The organism is Micromonospora vinacea, assembly GCF_015751785.1.
Taxonomy (GTDB): Bacteria; Actinomycetota; Actinomycetes; order Mycobacteriales; family Micromonosporaceae; genus Micromonospora; species Micromonospora vinacea.
Genome location: NZ_JADOTY010000001.1, coordinates 2,682,251 through 2,696,608 on the forward strand (window position 1 = coordinate 2,682,251; position 14,358 = coordinate 2,696,608).

The window sequence follows — 14,358 nt, forward strand, 5'->3', positions numbered from 1 at the left end:
CGCCAGCGCGGTCCGTACCCTCTGATGACCGTGACCGACGACCAGCTTGAGGTGGGCGTGGGCCCCTGGCCGGGGGACCCACCGGACGACCCCCGTTACGACAGGCAGTTGCTGGCGGAGGGGGACCGGCGCAACGTCGTCGACCGGTACCGCTACTGGCGGCACGAGGCGATCGTCGCGGACCTGGACCGGCACCGGCACGGCTTCCACGTGGCGATCGAGAACTGGCAGCACGACTTCAACATCGGCACTGTGGTGCGCAACGCCAACGCGTTCAACGCCGCCGAGGTGCACATCGTCGGACGGCGACGGTGGAACCGGCGCGGCGCGATGGTGACCGATCGGTACCAGCACGTACGGCACCACGAGACGATCGAGGAGTTCGTCGCCTGGGCGGCCGAGCGGCACCTGCCGGTGCTCGGCATCGACAACCTGCCCGGGTCGCGTCCGCTGGAGACCGGCACCCTGCCCCGGGACTGCGTGCTGCTGTTCGGCCAGGAGGGGCCGGGCCTCTCCGAGCCGGCCCGCGCCGCGTGCGACCAGCTCTACTCCATCGCCCAGTACGGCTCGACGAGGTCGATCAACGCGGGCGTGGCCAGCGGAATCGCCATGCACGCCTGGATCCGTGCGCACGCCGGAACGCCGCCGGACTGACCCACGTACGGTGCCGAATCGGACGTTCCGGCTTGACGTGCCGGCGGTCCGGGTGAACGGTGGGGATGTGAGTGTCGCGGTGAGTTGTCCGAGATGCGGGGGCCCGGTACGGGCGCCGGATCTGATGAACACCGACTCGAGGTGTGTGCAGTGCGGCCCAGTGCCGCCGTTGCACGTGCCCGAGCACATCGGAGCGGAGATCGTGGCGAGCGTGGTGGAACAGATCACCGCGAGCGGCGATCCACCGGTGACGCCGTTGTGGTGCCCGTGGCCGCTGCCGCCTGGTTGGACGCTCACCGGCGTGGCGTACGCCGGGGACGACCGGACGGGAGTGCGGGCGACCGCTGTGGCCTGCGCGGGCCCGGCGCCGTTCGGCGGTGGTCCGGCCGATCTGGTCTTCGTGGCCGAGGAACCCGGTGTGGGCCTGGGCACCCGACTCGCCGGACTGACCGGCCCGGATCCGGGGCCGGAGTTGGTCGACGCGCTGACCGACCCGGGGCCGGGTCACCCTGACCACGTCGGACAGGCGAAGATCAAGGTCGGCGGGCACCCTACTCCACTGTGGTTGGTGAATTCACCAACGGATCGAAGCGCGTACGCCGGCGAGGCTCGGGGAATGTGGCTCCATGCGATAGCCTGGCCGGCGAGTGCGGGTCACCTGCTCGCGGAAGACGTCGTGCTACACGACCTGACCGAGTGGACTCCCCCCGAGCTCGTGTACGGCGCACCGTCCCCGTATCTACCTGGTAGAGCTTGACAACTCTTCCGGATTGACGGAGAACGGACGCAGATATTCACTGTACGACACCACACTGATACTCTGGGTGCCGCTGCGGTAATGGGACCCGGCGCCGCGCGAGAGGATGGCCCGCCATGGTCAAGAAGGTCCTCACCTGGGCCGGAATCGCATTCTTGATCTTCTTCGTCGCCTACCGGCCAAACTCTGCGGCGGACGTGTTCAAGTCGCTCGGCGGCGGGATCATGGATATCGCCCAGGGGTTCGGCGACTTCTTCACCAGCCTCGTCGCCTAGCCGCCGATGGGCAGCCCCTCCGGTCCACCCTTCGACCCGGACGACCCCGACCGGGAACGCCGCGAGCGTGACACCGAGCCGATCCCGCGGATCGGGCCTGATGACGGCCCGGGCTACGGGGCCGGTCCCGGCCTGTCCGACGGTCCGTCCCTTTCGGACGACGTCGGCTACGGCGACGGGCCCGGCTACGCCGGTCAGGGGCGTTCCGGTCGGGGGTGGATCCGTGATCCGGAGGCCAGCTACCAGCCGCCGCAGATCTCCGAGGACGAGCTGGCCGGGTTGCGCGCCGACGCGACCGGCTCGACCCCTCGGCGGGTGCTGCCACTGGAAGACGAGCCCAGTTCGCTGGTGGCTCGCTACCTCTTCCCCACCGAGCGCTACCGGGGCGAGTGGAAGCGACACTGGATCCACCTCACCAACCCGCTGTTGATCGGCGTCGCGGCGACCTTCGTGCTCGGCTACCTCTCCGGCTTCCTCGCCGGCCAGGACGTCGGCGCGCTGACCACCATCGCCGTGCTGCTCTGGTTCGCGGTGATGGGCTGGGTGGCGTGGAAGGTCGCCGACTGGTGGTATGACCGTTTCATCCTGACCAACAAGCGGGTCATGGTGGTCAACGGCATCGTCACCCGCAAGGTGGCGATGATGCCGCTGGTCCGGGTCACCGACATGAAGTACGAGCAGACCCCCACCGGCCGAGCGCTCAACTACGGCACCTTCGTGCTGGAGTCCGCCGGTCAGGAGCAGGCGCTCCGCGAAATCAAGAACCTACCCAACCCGAACGAGCTCTACCTGCGCGTCGTCGAGGAGATGTACGAGCCGCAGGCGGTCGAGGCGCGGCTCGGCAAGGAGGCCGACGAGGCCAAGGCCGACGACGGGGCGTGAAGGTTTTCGACCGAACATCGGAGCAAGTGCGCACCTTTCGTCATGGACCAGAGCGCCTCTGACGTGGCACTCTGCCAGGACGGCAGGGGTGTGGAGGTGGGCGGTGGCGAGCAAGGACTCGTTGGAGGAGCAGTTCCGCGAGTTCGTCGCGGCCCGCTCCGCCGCGCTCCTACGCACCGCCTACCTGCTCACCGGAGACTGGGCCACGGCCGAGGATCTGCTCCAGACGGCGCTGACCAAGACCTACCTCGCGTGGAAGCGGCTCGGCGGAATCGAGGCGGTCGAGCCGTACGCCCGCCGTGTGATGGTCAACACGTCGACCAGTTGGTGGCGGCGGCGCTGGCACGGCGAACGCCCGACCGAGGTGCTGCCCGAGCGGGCCGGTGTCGACGAGATCGAGCAGCAACTCGACCGTGACCTGCTCTGGCGGCATCTCCGCGAGTTGCCCAACCGGCAGCGGGCGGTGTTGGTGCTGCGCTACTACGAGGACATGTCGGAGGCGCAGACCGCCGCGATGCTGGACATCTCACCGGGCACGGTGAAGAGCCAGACCTCCCGGGCGCTGGCCACGCTGCGTCGACGAATGGGTGCTGACGCACCGGACCTCGCCGCCGCAGCCGGCATCGCCGGCCGGTCGGCACCCGCCGCCGGTGGGTCGGCCGCGACCGCCGGCCGGACGACGGGCTCGGGTTCCCGCACCGGACGGGCCCCGGTCACCGGTGCCGCTGCCACACCCGGGCCGGGGCGGTCGGCCGGCCGACCCGTACCCCGCCCGGCCGCTCCGCGCCCCGCCGTGCCGCGTTCGATCACCCCGCAGGTCGTGCTGCCCACCGCCCCGGCGGCCGTGCCCGTCGGCACGGGCCCCGGGGACCAGCAGTGAGCGAGTTGCCAGGCCGGGCCGACAACCTGACGGACGGCCCACGGCGTTCATACCAGGTGCGGCCTGACGAACTGGAAGGTGCGGTGCGGGAGACCCTCTCGCACCGGGTCGCCCTTGCCCGCCCGCTGAGCGTCGATCCGGCGGGCCAGGCCATCCGCCGCGCGAACCGGATCCGGCGTCGACGCACCGCGGCCGGCCTCGCCCTCGCGGCGGCCACCACAGTGCTGCTCAGTGCCGGCATGGCCCAGTTCGGAGCCGAGACCAGGCGGGACGGGTCACCCATCGTGGTGATCGGCGACCCGGACCCGACCAACCGACCGCTCCCGACGGCCAGCATTCCCGGCCCCGCCCCATCGCCCGAAACGTCGAACGCTCTCCTCGTCGGCGAGACGCTGGTCAACGCCGACGGACGGCGGCTGGTGCTGCCCGAGGTCGGGCCCGCCGAACGCGTCCAGCCCCTCCCCAGCGGCGGCGGTTGGCTGGTGGTGGGCGCGCCGAGCACCGCAGGACGCTCCCTGTGGGTGGTGCAGGACGACGGGCTGGTGCAGGTGCTGCTGGCCGGGGCGGGTGCGATCGTCCTGGCTCCGGACAGCCTCCAGGTCGCCTGGCGCGACGGAGACGACCTGCTGGTGGCGGGCGTGGTCGGCACCCAACTCATCGGGGCGGTGCGCACCCCGGTGCCCGCAGCGGCGGAGCCCGTCCGGTTCGTCGCCGACAGCGTGCTGGTCCGACTCGACCCGGCCAGCGCCGGTCACACCCTCTGGCGGCCCGGTGCGGGCCCACTGCCCGGGGCTTTTGAGCAGAAGAGCCTCAACGTCTACGGGCGGTTGCCCGACGGGCGGCTCGTCGGGCAGGTGGCCACTACCGATCCGGCCCGGACCTGCCTCGCGGTCCTCGCCCCGACACGTCAGCTGGACCCGGTACGCACCGGCTGCGGTCCGGACCTGAGCCGGGACGGCATCGGCGGGGTCTCGCCGGACGGGCGGTGGCTGCTGGTGAACGGTGGGACCGGCAAGACCGGCCGGTCCCTGCTTGTCGACCTGCAACGGCTCGGGCCGGGTGTGAGCGCCGTTACGGCCGGGCCTCCGATGACCGGTGCGGTCGTGTGGGGCGACGAGACCCGGGCCGCCTACCTCGACGGCGCCGGGAAGCTGGTTCGGGTCGACGTCGGCGAGGTGCGGGCGGGAAAGCCCGCAAGCCCCGCCGCAGTGCCCGGTGTGTCGGCCGACGATCGGCCGATCCTGGTGCAGGGCTTCTGACCCGCCCATGTGAGCCGGGCTCGCTGTTTCCTCGGTAACGTCGGGCGGTGACCTCGCGTACCGGCTCCGCCCCCCGGATCGACCTGCACACCCACTCCACGGCCAGCGACGGCACCCTGACCCCTGCCGAGCTGGTCGGCGCGGCCTTCGACGCCGGGCTGGACGTGCTGGCGATCACCGACCACGACACCACTGCCGGCTGGGCGTCCGCAGTGAACGCGCTGCCACCAGGACTGCGTCTGATCCGGGGTGCGGAGCTGTCGTGTCGCTGGTCCGGCACGCAGCCGGCGGTGCCGCTGCACCTGCTCGCGTACCTGTTCGACCCGGACCACCCGGAGCTGGTGGCCGAGCTGGCTCGGGTCCGGGCCGCCCGGGAGGAGCGGGGCGAACGGATGGTCGACCTCCTGCGGGCCGACGGCATCGACGTGAACTGGTCGGACATCCTGGCCGGCGCGGGTGGCGGCACCGTCGGACGCCCGCACCTCGCGCAGGCACTCATCCGTGCCGGCCTGGTCGGCAGCGTCCGGGAGGCGTTCGGCCCGAACTGGCTGGGCGAGCGGTACCGGCTGCCCAAGGAGGACATCGACGTGTTCCGGGCCGTTCGACTGGTCCGGGCGGCCGGAGGGGTGCCGGTCTTCGCCCACCCGCGGGCCACCCGACGTGGCCGGGTGGTGCCCGACCAGCTGATCGTCGAGCTGGCCGCCGCCGGGCTCGCCGGGCTCGAGGTCGACCACGAGGACCACACCCCGGCCGAGCGGGAACACGTACGGGCACTCGCCGACGAGCTGGGCCTGCTCGTCACCGGTTCCTCGGATTTTCACGGCACCCACAAGACCGTCCAGCTCGGCGCGTTCAGCACCAGCGTCGAGGCGTACGAGCGGATCGTCGCCGAGGGGGTGACCGAGGTCGCTTCGGGGTGATCCGGGTATTTCGCCCATCGCGGCGCGGCTAGGTTGATCACGTGGATCTGAAGCTGTTCGGCGAGGTTTTCGTGACCCTGCTGGTGATCACCGACCCGCCGGGCATGATGCCGATCTTCCTGGCGTTGACCGGCCCGCTGCCCGCCCGTGACCGCAACCGGGCGGCCTGGCAGGCCGTCGCGTTGGCGCTCGGCGTCATCGTGATCTTCGCGGTGGCGGGGCAGACCCTGCTCGACTACCTGCACGTGGACCTGCCGGCGTTGCAGGCGGCCGGTGGGCTGCTGCTCGTGCTCGTGGCCCTGGAGTTGCTGACCGGCAAGGCCGACGACCCGAGCCAGCAGGTCACCTCCAACATCGCGCTGGTGCCGCTGGGCACGCCGCTGCTGGCCGGCCCGGGCGCCATCGTGGCCACCATGCTCTTCGTCCAGCAGGCCGACGGGCTGGGCGAGTTCAGCGCCATCGCCGTGGCGATCCTCGCCGTGATGGTCGCCGTCTGGATCGTCCTGCGCTTCTCCGGCGGCATCGTGAAGATCCTCCGGCCGGGCGGGATCGAGGTGCTCACCCGGATCGCCGGCCTGCTGCTGGCCGCGATCGCCGTACAGCTCATCGCCGACGCGGTGGCCGCCTTCGTCACGCAGTACGTCAACATGGCCTGACGGCACGCGCGCGATGTCGGGGGTGGATGGCAGGATCGCAGGCGTGCGACGATCCTCATCAGCGGGGCGGCCGGCCGCCGGCGGTCGGGCCCCACGGCAGCGCGCCGGCGACGCCGAGCAACTCGGCTTCGAGGGCATGCCGGAGCGGCTGTTCGTCTGCACCCCGAGCAAGCTCGGCGCGTACGCGGACTGCCCGCGTCGCTACCGCTACTCCTACGTCGACCGGCCCGCCCCACCCAAGGGCCCGCCGTGGGCGCACAACTCGCTCGGCGCCAGCGTGCACACCGCCCTGAAGAACTGGTACGCGTTGCCCGCCGACCGGCGGCGCCCCGAGGCGCTGGCCACGCTGCTCAAGGGCACCTGGGTCCGCGAGGGCTACCGCGACGACGAGCAGGAGCGGTCCGCCTACCGGCGGGCGTTGGGCTGGCTGGAAGCGTACGTCGAGACGCTGGAGCCGGATTCCGACCCGCTCGGCGTGGAGCGGGTGGTGGCGGTCAAGACCGCGGTGTTGGCGTTCAACGGTCGCGCCGACCGGATCGACTCGCGGCCCGGCCCGGAGGGGCCGGAGCTGGTCATCGTCGACTACAAGACCGGTCGCACCGGGCTGGACACGGACGACGCCCGGGGCTCGCAGGCGCTGGCGCTCTACGCGTACGCCGCCGAGCGGGTGTTCCGTCGGCCGTGCCGCCGGGTGGAGCTGCACCACCTGCCGACCGGCACGGTCGCCGGCCACGACCACACCGTCGAGTCGCTGGCCCGACAACTGACCCGCGCGGAAGAGACGGCCCGCGACATCATGGCCGCCGAACGGGCAGTCGCCGACGGCGCCGACGCGGACGAGGCTTTCCCGGTGGCACCCAGCCCGCGCTGTGGCTGGTGCGACTTCCGGCGGCACTGCCCGGCGGGCGCGCAGGCCCCGGGCAAGGAGCCGTGGGCGGCCATGGACCGGCCCGCCGACGGTTGATTCCCCGCGCCGAGGGCCGGGTCAGCCGGCCAGCGCTGCGTGCCGCGCGGCCCGCTCCTTGGCCGCCTGGATCAACGGCCCCTCCAGGTAGCGGCGGGGGACGGCAGCGAACGCGAGCCGCAGCGCGCGCACGCTCAGGTCCGCCGACAGCGCGGTGGTCGGTAGACCGAGACCGCCGTACATCCGGTGCGCCCACGTCGGCAGCAGCGCGAACGCGGTGCCGGCAATCCCCAGGTACGCCCAGCGCGGAGGGCCCAGCGTGAGCCCCAACCGGACCGGCAGGCTGAGCTTCCACGGCAGCGGCGGGGCGGTGAGGAACACCGCCGTCTCGGCGGCCTCCCGGGTCATCCGCAACTGTGGCCGTACCGCCCCGTAGTAGTCGGCGACCTCGGCGGCGGTGCCCGGAACGGTGGCCGGGTCCAGGCCGACCAGGGCGGCGGCGCGGCGCTGCTCGGTGTAGTAGCCGTCCACCTCGTCGTCGCTCAGCGGCAGCCCGGCCCGTCGGGCCGTGCTCAGGAACGACTCGACCTCGGTCACGTGCACCCAGCGCAGCAGGTCCGGTTCGTCGATCCGGAACTGCTCACCGGTGAGCGTGTCGGTGGCCCGCATCCGGTCGTGCAGACGACGCAGGCGGGCCCCGGCGGCCTGCGCCTCGGAGGTGGTCCCGTACACGGTGGTCGCCACGTAGGTGGCGGTGCGGACCAGGCGGCCCCAGGCGTCGGTGCGGTAGTTGCTGTTCTGCGCGACCCCGGCCATGGCCCGAGGGTGCAACGCCTGAAGGTAGAGCGAGCGCAGGCCGGCGACGATCAGGATCGGCTCCTCGTGCACCTTCCACGTGACCGAACCCGGACCGAAAAGGCCGAGGTCATCGGAGTCCACCGGTCAAGAGTGCCACGGTCGGGCCGGCCACGCCGACCACGTGCCGCCGGTGCCGCACCTGGACCGTGGGGCCGCCGGTCAGACGTCGGCGGAGCGACGGGCCCGGCAGCCCGGGCAGAGACCCCAGAAGGTCACTTCGGCCTCGTCCACCTCGAACCCGTGGGCCGTGTTCGGCTCCAGGCACGGGGCGCTGCCCACCGCGCAGTCGATGTCGGCGATCTCGCCGCAGCCCCGACAGACCACGTGGTGGTGGTTGTCGCCCACCCGCGCCTCGTAGCGGGCGGGACTGCCCGCGGGCTCGATCCGGCGCGACAGCCCGGCCCGGGACAGCGCACCCAGCACGTCGTAGACCGCCTGGGTGGACACCGAGTCGAGGCGTTCGCGAACCCGCCGGGTGATCTCGTCGACCTCCAGGTGGCCGCCATCGGCAAGCACGTCGAGCACCGCGAGGCGTGGCCGCGTGACCCGCAGGCCCCTCGACCGCAGCAGCTCCTCGGCACCGGACATGGGCCAATGACAGCACGCCCGGTCGGCATCGACAACCGTCGCACGCTCCGGGTGGCCACCGACACAGCCAGGCGAGATCGGGAGTACGGCCCGGAGGGTGAACCCCAGCGACGCGGCGCGCGTGTGTCCGGTCGAGAGCCGGGGGAGGATCGGCGGACCATAGGCTGACCACCCCCGACCATGATCCACCTGGAGGGTTCGATGTTCGAGGAGATCCTGGGTCTACCGGTGCACGTCCTGGTAATCCACGCGGTCGTCGTGTTCGTGCCGCTGCTGGCGGTGCTGGCCGTCGCGTACGTGGGGCTGCCGCGCTGGCGGCACCGACTGGACTGGGCCCTGGGCCTCCTCGCCGTGGCCGCGCCGGTGACCGCCTACGTCGCGGTCAAATCAGGTGAGGCACTCACCGACGCGCTGGTGGCAAGGGGCTTCCAGGGACCGATCCTCGATCAGATCTTCGAGCACTCCCGCTACGGTGACATTCTGTTCCGCATCGTGGTGCCGCTCGGGATCGTGGCCATCCTGCTGCTCGTGGCGACGAGTGGGCACCCCCGGGTGCCGCAGCTGCCCGCGCTGGTCACCCCGGTGCTGTCGGTAGCGGCCGTGGGGCTCGCCATCGCCGCCCTGATCTACGTCTACCTGACCGGCCACTCCGGCGCCGAGACCGTCTGGGGCACCACCCTCTGAGCTGCTGTTCCCTTTGTTGCTGCCCTCTGTGCTGCTGCCCCTCGGGGTGAGGATCAGAAGATCACTCGCGAGCAGAGCAGGCAGAGTAGAACCAGCAGCACCACCCCGGCCGCCGCGCCGAAGCCGTAGGTGACCCGCTGCGAGCGCTGCTCGGCCGCGTCCAGGTCGGCCATGTCCTGCGGCGGCAACTGTCGCGGCGGCGCCGGCTGCAGATGTACGGGTGGACGCCAACCCGCCGGCGGCGGCACGCTCGGCGGCGGGCCGGAGTATCCCTCGGCAGGACCCCCGGCCGGTGGCGCGCCAGTTGGCCCGCTGGAAGGACGCCCAGTCGTGGGCGGGGTGCTGGGTCCGCTAGTGGGCGGGTTGGTGGGCCCGGACGGTGGTGTGGCCGCGGGCGCGGCGGGAGGTCGGTCCGCCACGGCGTCGTCGCCGGTGTCGGGCCGTCGCCAGTAGTCGTCCGGGGTGCTGCCACCGCTGGGGGTCGTCACGCCGTCCGACGCTACCAACGCCACCGGCGGCCCGGTCGCTTCTGGCCGGCGTGCCACGGTAGACGGCCCGGTCCACCGCCGTCGGCTGCGCTAGTCTTGCCGCTCGTGAGCACCGAAGACCCCGGCACGCACGGCGTACGTGGAGACGATGACCGCGCCGTCGACCTGAGCGAAGACTTCGTGGTGCTGCCCGAGCAGACCTCCGACGACACCGACCGTGGTTGGGGCGAGCGGTCCGGCGGCAACGACGACTGGCTGCTCGCCGAACGCCCCCCGCACTGGGACTGACCCCGGCGGCTCGGCCAGCTCCCCACGACCCTGATCCGGCGCGGGACGCCGATCCGGCTAGGCCGGCGGGCCGGGGCCTACGCGGCCGGGTTCTGCGGCCGACTCGTCCGGGGCGCTCGTTGACCTGGGGATGTCGGGGACGCCCGTCCTGCTGGATTCGGCCGATCGGCTCCCGTCGACCTGCCGGCCCGTGTCGTCCGCGACCGACGGTGCGTCGGAGGGCACGGCGGTCGGTGGGCATTCGGCCGGGGTGTGCAGGACTGCGGCGGCCAGGCCGAGGAGCGCGGCGACCAGACCGGCCCGAAGCACTGTGCGCCCGCCGGGCAGGTTGAGCCGGCGCAGCGGGCGCAACGCCCGCGCGGAATTCGGATCGAGCATCGCCTCTGCCGCCTCCCGTCCCCGAGTGCCGCACTGGCACCCATGGACGGCAGGCTAGGCATTTCCCGCCGCCTCGACCCACCCTCCGGCCGCCGCCTGTGGACAACCGCGCGGCCTGTGGATAACGCCCATCCGCCGGTTCAATCTGTTAGGCACCCGCCCTGATCGACTCGCGATCAAGGAATCCGGGCGGTCAGCGCGACGGGGACAGGCCGACTTCCTGAAGCCCGAGTGGATCATCCGGCCGGCTGAGGCGGCGACCGAGTTGATTGAGGCCCGACCCGTGGGGGCCGGGCCTTCGTCGATCAGGACGCGGAGCTTGCCGCCGCCGCCTTGCCGCCGCCCGATCCACCCGAGGAGGACGACCCCGAGGAGGACGACCCAGACGAGCCCGAGGACGACCCGGACGAGGACGAGGACCCCGAAGAGGACGACGAGGACGACGAGCTGTCACCGGAGGACGACTCGGACTTTGCCGGCTTGGTGGCCGTGCCGCCGGCCGTCGTCTCGGAGCCGGACGCCCGGGAGTCGGTGCGGTAGAAGCCCGAACCCTTGAAGACGATGCCGACCGAGTTGAAGACCTTGCGCAGCCGCCCCTGACACGCCGGGCACTCGGTCAGCGGCTCGTCAGAGAAGGACTGCACCGCCTCGAGCTGGTGACCGCACGTGGTGCAGGCGTACTGGTACGTGGGCACGTTCTCCTCCGGATCTGGGCTCAGCCAGTTGGCACTCGACGTATTCGAGTGCCAATGGTGCGTCATTCGCCCCGGGTTCGTCCAGCGGACGTGTGGGGCGCGACACCGTGCGCCGCACCCGGGCCGCCGTCAAGCGTACGCACCCCGTCGGCGGGAGTGACGACCGCGCGCACCCGGCGGTCGTGAGGCTCCGCCGGCAGCGCCTCGACCAGCTCACCGTCGTGCAGGGGCACCACCGTCAGGGCTGCCTCGGGTACCCGGGCGAGGGCACGGTCGTACGAGCCGCCGCCGCGCCCGAGCCGCCGACCGTTGTGGTCGACAGCGAGAGCCGGCACGACCACCAGCTCCGCGTGCGCCACGGCGGTCACGCCGAGGCGGGGACCGGACGGTTCTCGGATACCCCGACCCGCCGCGATCAAGGCATCCGGCCTGGTATACGCCGCCCAGTCCAGATCCAGGTCGGGGAGGAGCACCGGCAGCAGCAGTTCGGCGTCCACCGGCAGCGCCGCCCGCAGGACCTCGGGCAGGTCGGCGCCGCCCGGTTCGGAGCCGACCGGCACGTACGCCGTCATCCGGTTCGGGCGCAGCCGGCGTACCAGCGCGACCAGCTCGGCCTGCACGCGCCCGGCGGCGACCGCCCTCGTCGTGGCGGGCAGCGACCGGCGGCGAGCGAGCAGGTCGACGCGGGTGTCCCGCTTCGCCATCCGGGTCACTTCCGCTTCATCAGAAAATTCCGGCACGCAACACTCCTGACGCAACGCCTCTCCCACGGTTGCTCTGTGTCAGCATCGCAAGCAACGGAGGCGGAACTTCCGGGGGGACCGAGTGACGCTACGCGGGCGGTTGACGGCAGCCTTCCTCGTGGTGGTGCTCGGGCCGGTCCTGCTCGGCGCGCTCTTCGTCGCCTCCACCGTCGCGGCGGTCGACCGCAGCCGCTCCACCGAGCGTCTGGCGGTGGCGGCGTCCACGGTGCGTACCTCGGTCGACGCGCTCTGCCAGCAGCTACGCGCCACCGCCGACGCGGTGGCGCTCACCGCCGATCCGGCCGTCGCCGCCGCGCAACTGGTCGGCCGGGGCCTGGCCGCCGCGGTGCTGATCACCGACGTGGCCGGTCAGGTCACCTACGTCTCGCCCGGTGCGCCGTCGACCCCGTGGCAGCACTGCGCCGGCTCCACCGAGGGCCCGAACGCGAACGGGGGCTCGAACGGAGCCCCGACCAGCCCGGTCCGTGCGCTGGCCGCCCAGGTCGACCTGCACGATCGCGCCGGCACCCGATTGGGCACTGTGACCGCCGCGCAACTCGTCGACCCGGCCTTCGTGGCCCGACTGGCGGCGGTGACCGGGGTGGCGGTCACCCTGCTCGACAGCGGGGCGAGCGCCGCGCGGGTCACCCACACGACCGAGTCCCGGGACGTACGCGACGCGGTGCTGGCCGCCGCCGTTGACGTCCGGGGCGAGCAGGTCACCGAGACCAACGAGGGACGGTACGTGCGCCGGCTCAGGCCCTCCGACGCGCAGCCGCTGCCACTGGTGCTCTCCGTGCCCAGTGAACGGCCACCCGGGCTGCACGCCACGCTCGTCGGGGTGGTCGTGCTGGCCGGGCTGCTCGCCGTGCTGACCGCATGGCGGCTGGCGCGGGTGACCACCCGGCCGCTGGCGGAGTTGGCCGGCGCGGTCGACCGGGTGGCCCAGGGCGACCTGACGGCCCGGGTGCCGGTACGCAGTCGCGACGAGCTGGGGCGGTTGGCCGCCGCGTTCAACCGGATGACCCGGGAGACCGGCTCCTACGTCGCGGCGCTGACCAGCAACCGGGATCAGCTGCGCGGGCACCTCGCGGTGCTCGGCGACACCCTGGCCAGCACGCACGACCTGCAACGCATCCTGCGAGTGATCCTGCGCAGTGCCATCGGGGCGACCGGCGCACGTGCCGGCGCCGTGCTGCTGGTGGAGACCGGCGGGGTGCTCGTCGCGCAGTGCACCGAGGGGTTGGACGGGCGCTGGCCCGCCGAGGAGGCGGACGGGCCGCCGACGCTCCGGGTGCCGGTCGGCGTCGGCGTGGTCGGTGAGGTCGCCGCCACCGGGGAACCGCAGCGGGGCCGGTCGGAGCCGACCGAGGCGCCGACGGGTGAGCCGCGCTGCCGCACGTACGTCGCGGTTCCGTTCGCCGCCCCGGCCGGCGGTGCCACGACCACCCTCGGCGGACCCTCGGGGTCGACCGACGACGCCGGCGCGGCGGCCGCGCTCGGTGTGCTGGCCCTCTACGACCGGCTGGGCGCCGACGAGTTCGACGACGACGACCTGGCCACCCTGCGCACCTTCGCCGGCCACGCGGCAGTGGCAGTGGACAACGTCCGGGTGCACGAGGAGGCGCAGCGGCTCTCCCTCACCGACCCCCTCACCGGACTGTGGAACTACCGCTACCTGCGTGAGTCGATCCGTCGGGAGGTGGAACGGGCCAGCCGCTTCGGGCGGATGCTCAGCGTCCTCGCCCTGGACCTGGACCGGTTCAAGGACGTCAACGACACCTACGGGCACGCTGCGGGGGACACCGTGCTGGCCGAGTTCGCCCGCCGGGTGCGCGGGGAGATCCGTGAGGTCGACCTGGCCTTCCGCCAGGGTGGTGAGGAGTTCGTGCTGCTGCTGCCGGAGACCGACGCGCGGGGTGCGGCGATCGTGGCGGAACGGCTCGGCGCGGCGGTCCGCGACACACCCATCGCCGTCGAGGCGTACGCCGGGCCGGTCCTGGTGACCGTGTCGGTGGGCATCGCCGTCTTCCCGGACCACGGCAGCACCGGGCGGGAGGTGCTGGAGGCCGCCGACGACGCGCTCTACGCGGCCAAGGCGGCGGGCCGCGACACGTACCGGGTCGCCGAGGTGCGCTCGGATCTGCCGACCCGGGAAATTCCGGTGCTCGCGTGTGCCGTGAGCCCACCCGACGGGCTGCCGCGCGCCGGCCAGCCCGTGCAGGCCATCCGGGAGCCGGGCGGGCCCGCCCGGTCCGACCCGGCGGTGGGCGTACCGGAATCATCGCTGGCGGGCCCGGCGCGCGCCCGACCGGATTCGGACGACGACACGCCGGACAGCGCGACGGGCGGGGCGCGCGCCGGCCCGGACGCGACGCGGCCGGGGCCGGGTGGCGGCGCGTCTTCTGGGCCACACCCGCCGCGGCAGAGCCGTGGCCGATAGTCTCGC

At 72.8% G+C, this 14,358-nt stretch carries 18 protein-coding genes and 1 pseudogene; 13 read left to right on the forward strand and 6 right to left on the reverse strand.

What is annotated here, in order from left to right; translation table 11 throughout:
* The first annotated feature begins 30 nt into the window (after positions 1-30).
* From IW249_RS12915 to IW249_RS12955, 9 genes are all read left to right on the forward strand, one after another.
* Positions 31-654, forward strand: a complete 624-nt coding sequence (locus IW249_RS12915; RefSeq protein ID WP_196924766.1) for a TrmH family RNA methyltransferase — start codon at positions 31-33, stop codon at positions 652-654.
* 79 nt (positions 655-733) lie between these two features.
* Positions 734-1,411, forward strand: coding sequence for a DUF6758 family protein (locus IW249_RS12920; protein ID WP_372432959.1), 678 nt, complete (start codon positions 734-736; stop codon positions 1,409-1,411).
* A gap of 116 nt (positions 1,412-1,527) precedes the next feature.
* Positions 1,528-1,686, forward strand: a complete 159-nt coding sequence (locus IW249_RS12925; protein ID WP_007455302.1) for a hypothetical protein — start codon at positions 1,528-1,530, stop codon at positions 1,684-1,686.
* A 6-nt stretch (positions 1,687-1,692) separates the two neighbouring features.
* Positions 1,693-2,568, forward strand: coding sequence for a PH domain-containing protein (locus IW249_RS12930; RefSeq protein ID WP_088951386.1), 876 nt, complete (start codon positions 1,693-1,695; stop codon positions 2,566-2,568).
* A 103-nt stretch (positions 2,569-2,671) separates the two neighbouring features.
* The gene (locus IW249_RS12935) at positions 2,672-3,448 is read left to right on the forward strand and encodes a SigE family RNA polymerase sigma factor (protein WP_196920949.1); all 777 of its coding nucleotides are present in this window, start codon (positions 2,672-2,674) and stop codon (positions 3,446-3,448) included.
* On the forward strand, positions 3,445-4,707 hold the full coding sequence (locus IW249_RS12940; protein ID WP_196920950.1) for a hypothetical protein: 1,263 nt from the start codon (positions 3,445-3,447) through the stop codon (positions 4,705-4,707). Before IW249_RS12935 ends, IW249_RS12940 begins: the two co-directional genes overlap by 4 nt.
* A gap of 47 nt (positions 4,708-4,754) precedes the next feature.
* Positions 4,755-5,627, forward strand: a complete 873-nt coding sequence (locus IW249_RS12945) for a PHP domain-containing protein (RefSeq protein ID WP_196920951.1) — start codon at positions 4,755-4,757, stop codon at positions 5,625-5,627.
* Positions 5,628-5,668: 41 nt separating this feature from the next.
* Positions 5,669-6,283 (forward strand): MarC family protein, encoded by a 615-nt coding sequence (locus IW249_RS12950; RefSeq protein WP_091394729.1) that lies wholly within the window; start codon positions 5,669-5,671, stop codon positions 6,281-6,283.
* Positions 6,284-6,296: 13 nt separating this feature from the next.
* The gene (locus tag IW249_RS12955; protein ID WP_231392503.1) at positions 6,297-7,247 is read left to right on the forward strand and encodes a RecB family exonuclease; all 951 of its coding nucleotides are present in this window, start codon (positions 6,297-6,299) and stop codon (positions 7,245-7,247) included.
* Between the two features lie 21 nt (positions 7,248-7,268).
* Here IW249_RS12955 and IW249_RS12960 read toward each other — a convergent pair whose 3' ends face one another.
* Positions 7,269-8,126 (reverse strand): oxygenase MpaB family protein, encoded by an 858-nt coding sequence (locus IW249_RS12960; protein ID WP_196920953.1) that lies wholly within the window; start codon positions 8,124-8,126, stop codon positions 7,269-7,271.
* 78 nt (positions 8,127-8,204) lie between these two features.
* Positions 8,205-8,633, reverse strand: coding sequence for a Fur family transcriptional regulator (locus IW249_RS12965; protein ID WP_196920954.1), 429 nt, complete (start codon positions 8,631-8,633; stop codon positions 8,205-8,207).
* Positions 8,634-8,834: 201 nt separating this feature from the next.
* On the opposite strand from IW249_RS12965, the gene IW249_RS12970 reads away from it, so the two are divergent.
* The gene (locus tag IW249_RS12970) at positions 8,835-9,317 is read left to right on the forward strand and encodes a DUF2231 domain-containing protein (protein ID WP_196924767.1); all 483 of its coding nucleotides are present in this window, start codon (positions 8,835-8,837) and stop codon (positions 9,315-9,317) included.
* A 53-nt stretch (positions 9,318-9,370) separates the two neighbouring features.
* On the opposite strand, the gene IW249_RS12975 is transcribed toward IW249_RS12970, so the two are convergent.
* The gene (locus IW249_RS12975) at positions 9,371-9,805 is read right to left on the reverse strand and encodes a hypothetical protein (protein WP_196920955.1); all 435 of its coding nucleotides are present in this window, start codon (positions 9,803-9,805) and stop codon (positions 9,371-9,373) included.
* A 105-nt stretch (positions 9,806-9,910) separates the two neighbouring features.
* Between IW249_RS12975 and IW249_RS12980 the strand changes: the two genes are divergently transcribed.
* A complete protein-coding gene (locus tag IW249_RS12980; protein ID WP_112581848.1) occupies positions 9,911-10,093 on the forward strand; it encodes a hypothetical protein in 183 nt (60 codons plus the stop codon).
* A 57-nt stretch (positions 10,094-10,150) separates the two neighbouring features.
* On the opposite strand, the gene IW249_RS12985 is transcribed toward IW249_RS12980, so the two are convergent.
* The gene (locus tag IW249_RS12985; RefSeq protein ID WP_196920956.1) at positions 10,151-10,471 is read right to left on the reverse strand and encodes a hypothetical protein; all 321 of its coding nucleotides are present in this window, start codon (positions 10,469-10,471) and stop codon (positions 10,151-10,153) included.
* A gap of 333 nt (positions 10,472-10,804) precedes the next feature.
* On the opposite strand from IW249_RS12985, the gene IW249_RS34240 reads away from it, so the two are divergent.
* A complete protein-coding gene (locus IW249_RS34240) occupies positions 10,805-11,011 on the forward strand; it encodes a hypothetical protein (protein ID WP_231394647.1) in 207 nt (68 codons plus the stop codon).
* A gap of 14 nt (positions 11,012-11,025) precedes the next feature.
* On the opposite strand, the pseudogene IW249_RS34245 reads toward IW249_RS34240, so the two are convergent.
* Together IW249_RS34245 and IW249_RS12995 are read right to left on the reverse strand one after the other, a co-directional pair.
* Positions 11,026-11,232: pseudogene (locus IW249_RS34245) on the reverse strand (FmdB family zinc ribbon protein); the annotation flags it as partial.
* The gene (locus IW249_RS12995; RefSeq protein ID WP_196920958.1) at positions 11,229-11,906 is read right to left on the reverse strand and encodes a 5-formyltetrahydrofolate cyclo-ligase; all 678 of its coding nucleotides are present in this window, start codon (positions 11,904-11,906) and stop codon (positions 11,229-11,231) included. The pseudogene IW249_RS34245 and the gene IW249_RS12995, both read right to left, overlap by 4 nt.
* An 85-nt stretch (positions 11,907-11,991) precedes the next feature.
* On the opposite strand from IW249_RS12995, the gene IW249_RS13000 reads away from it, so the two are divergent.
* Entirely contained in the window at positions 11,992-14,352 is a 2,361-nt protein-coding gene (locus IW249_RS13000; RefSeq protein ID WP_196920959.1) for a diguanylate cyclase, read from the forward strand.
* The last annotated feature ends 6 nt before the right edge of the window (positions 14,353-14,358 follow it).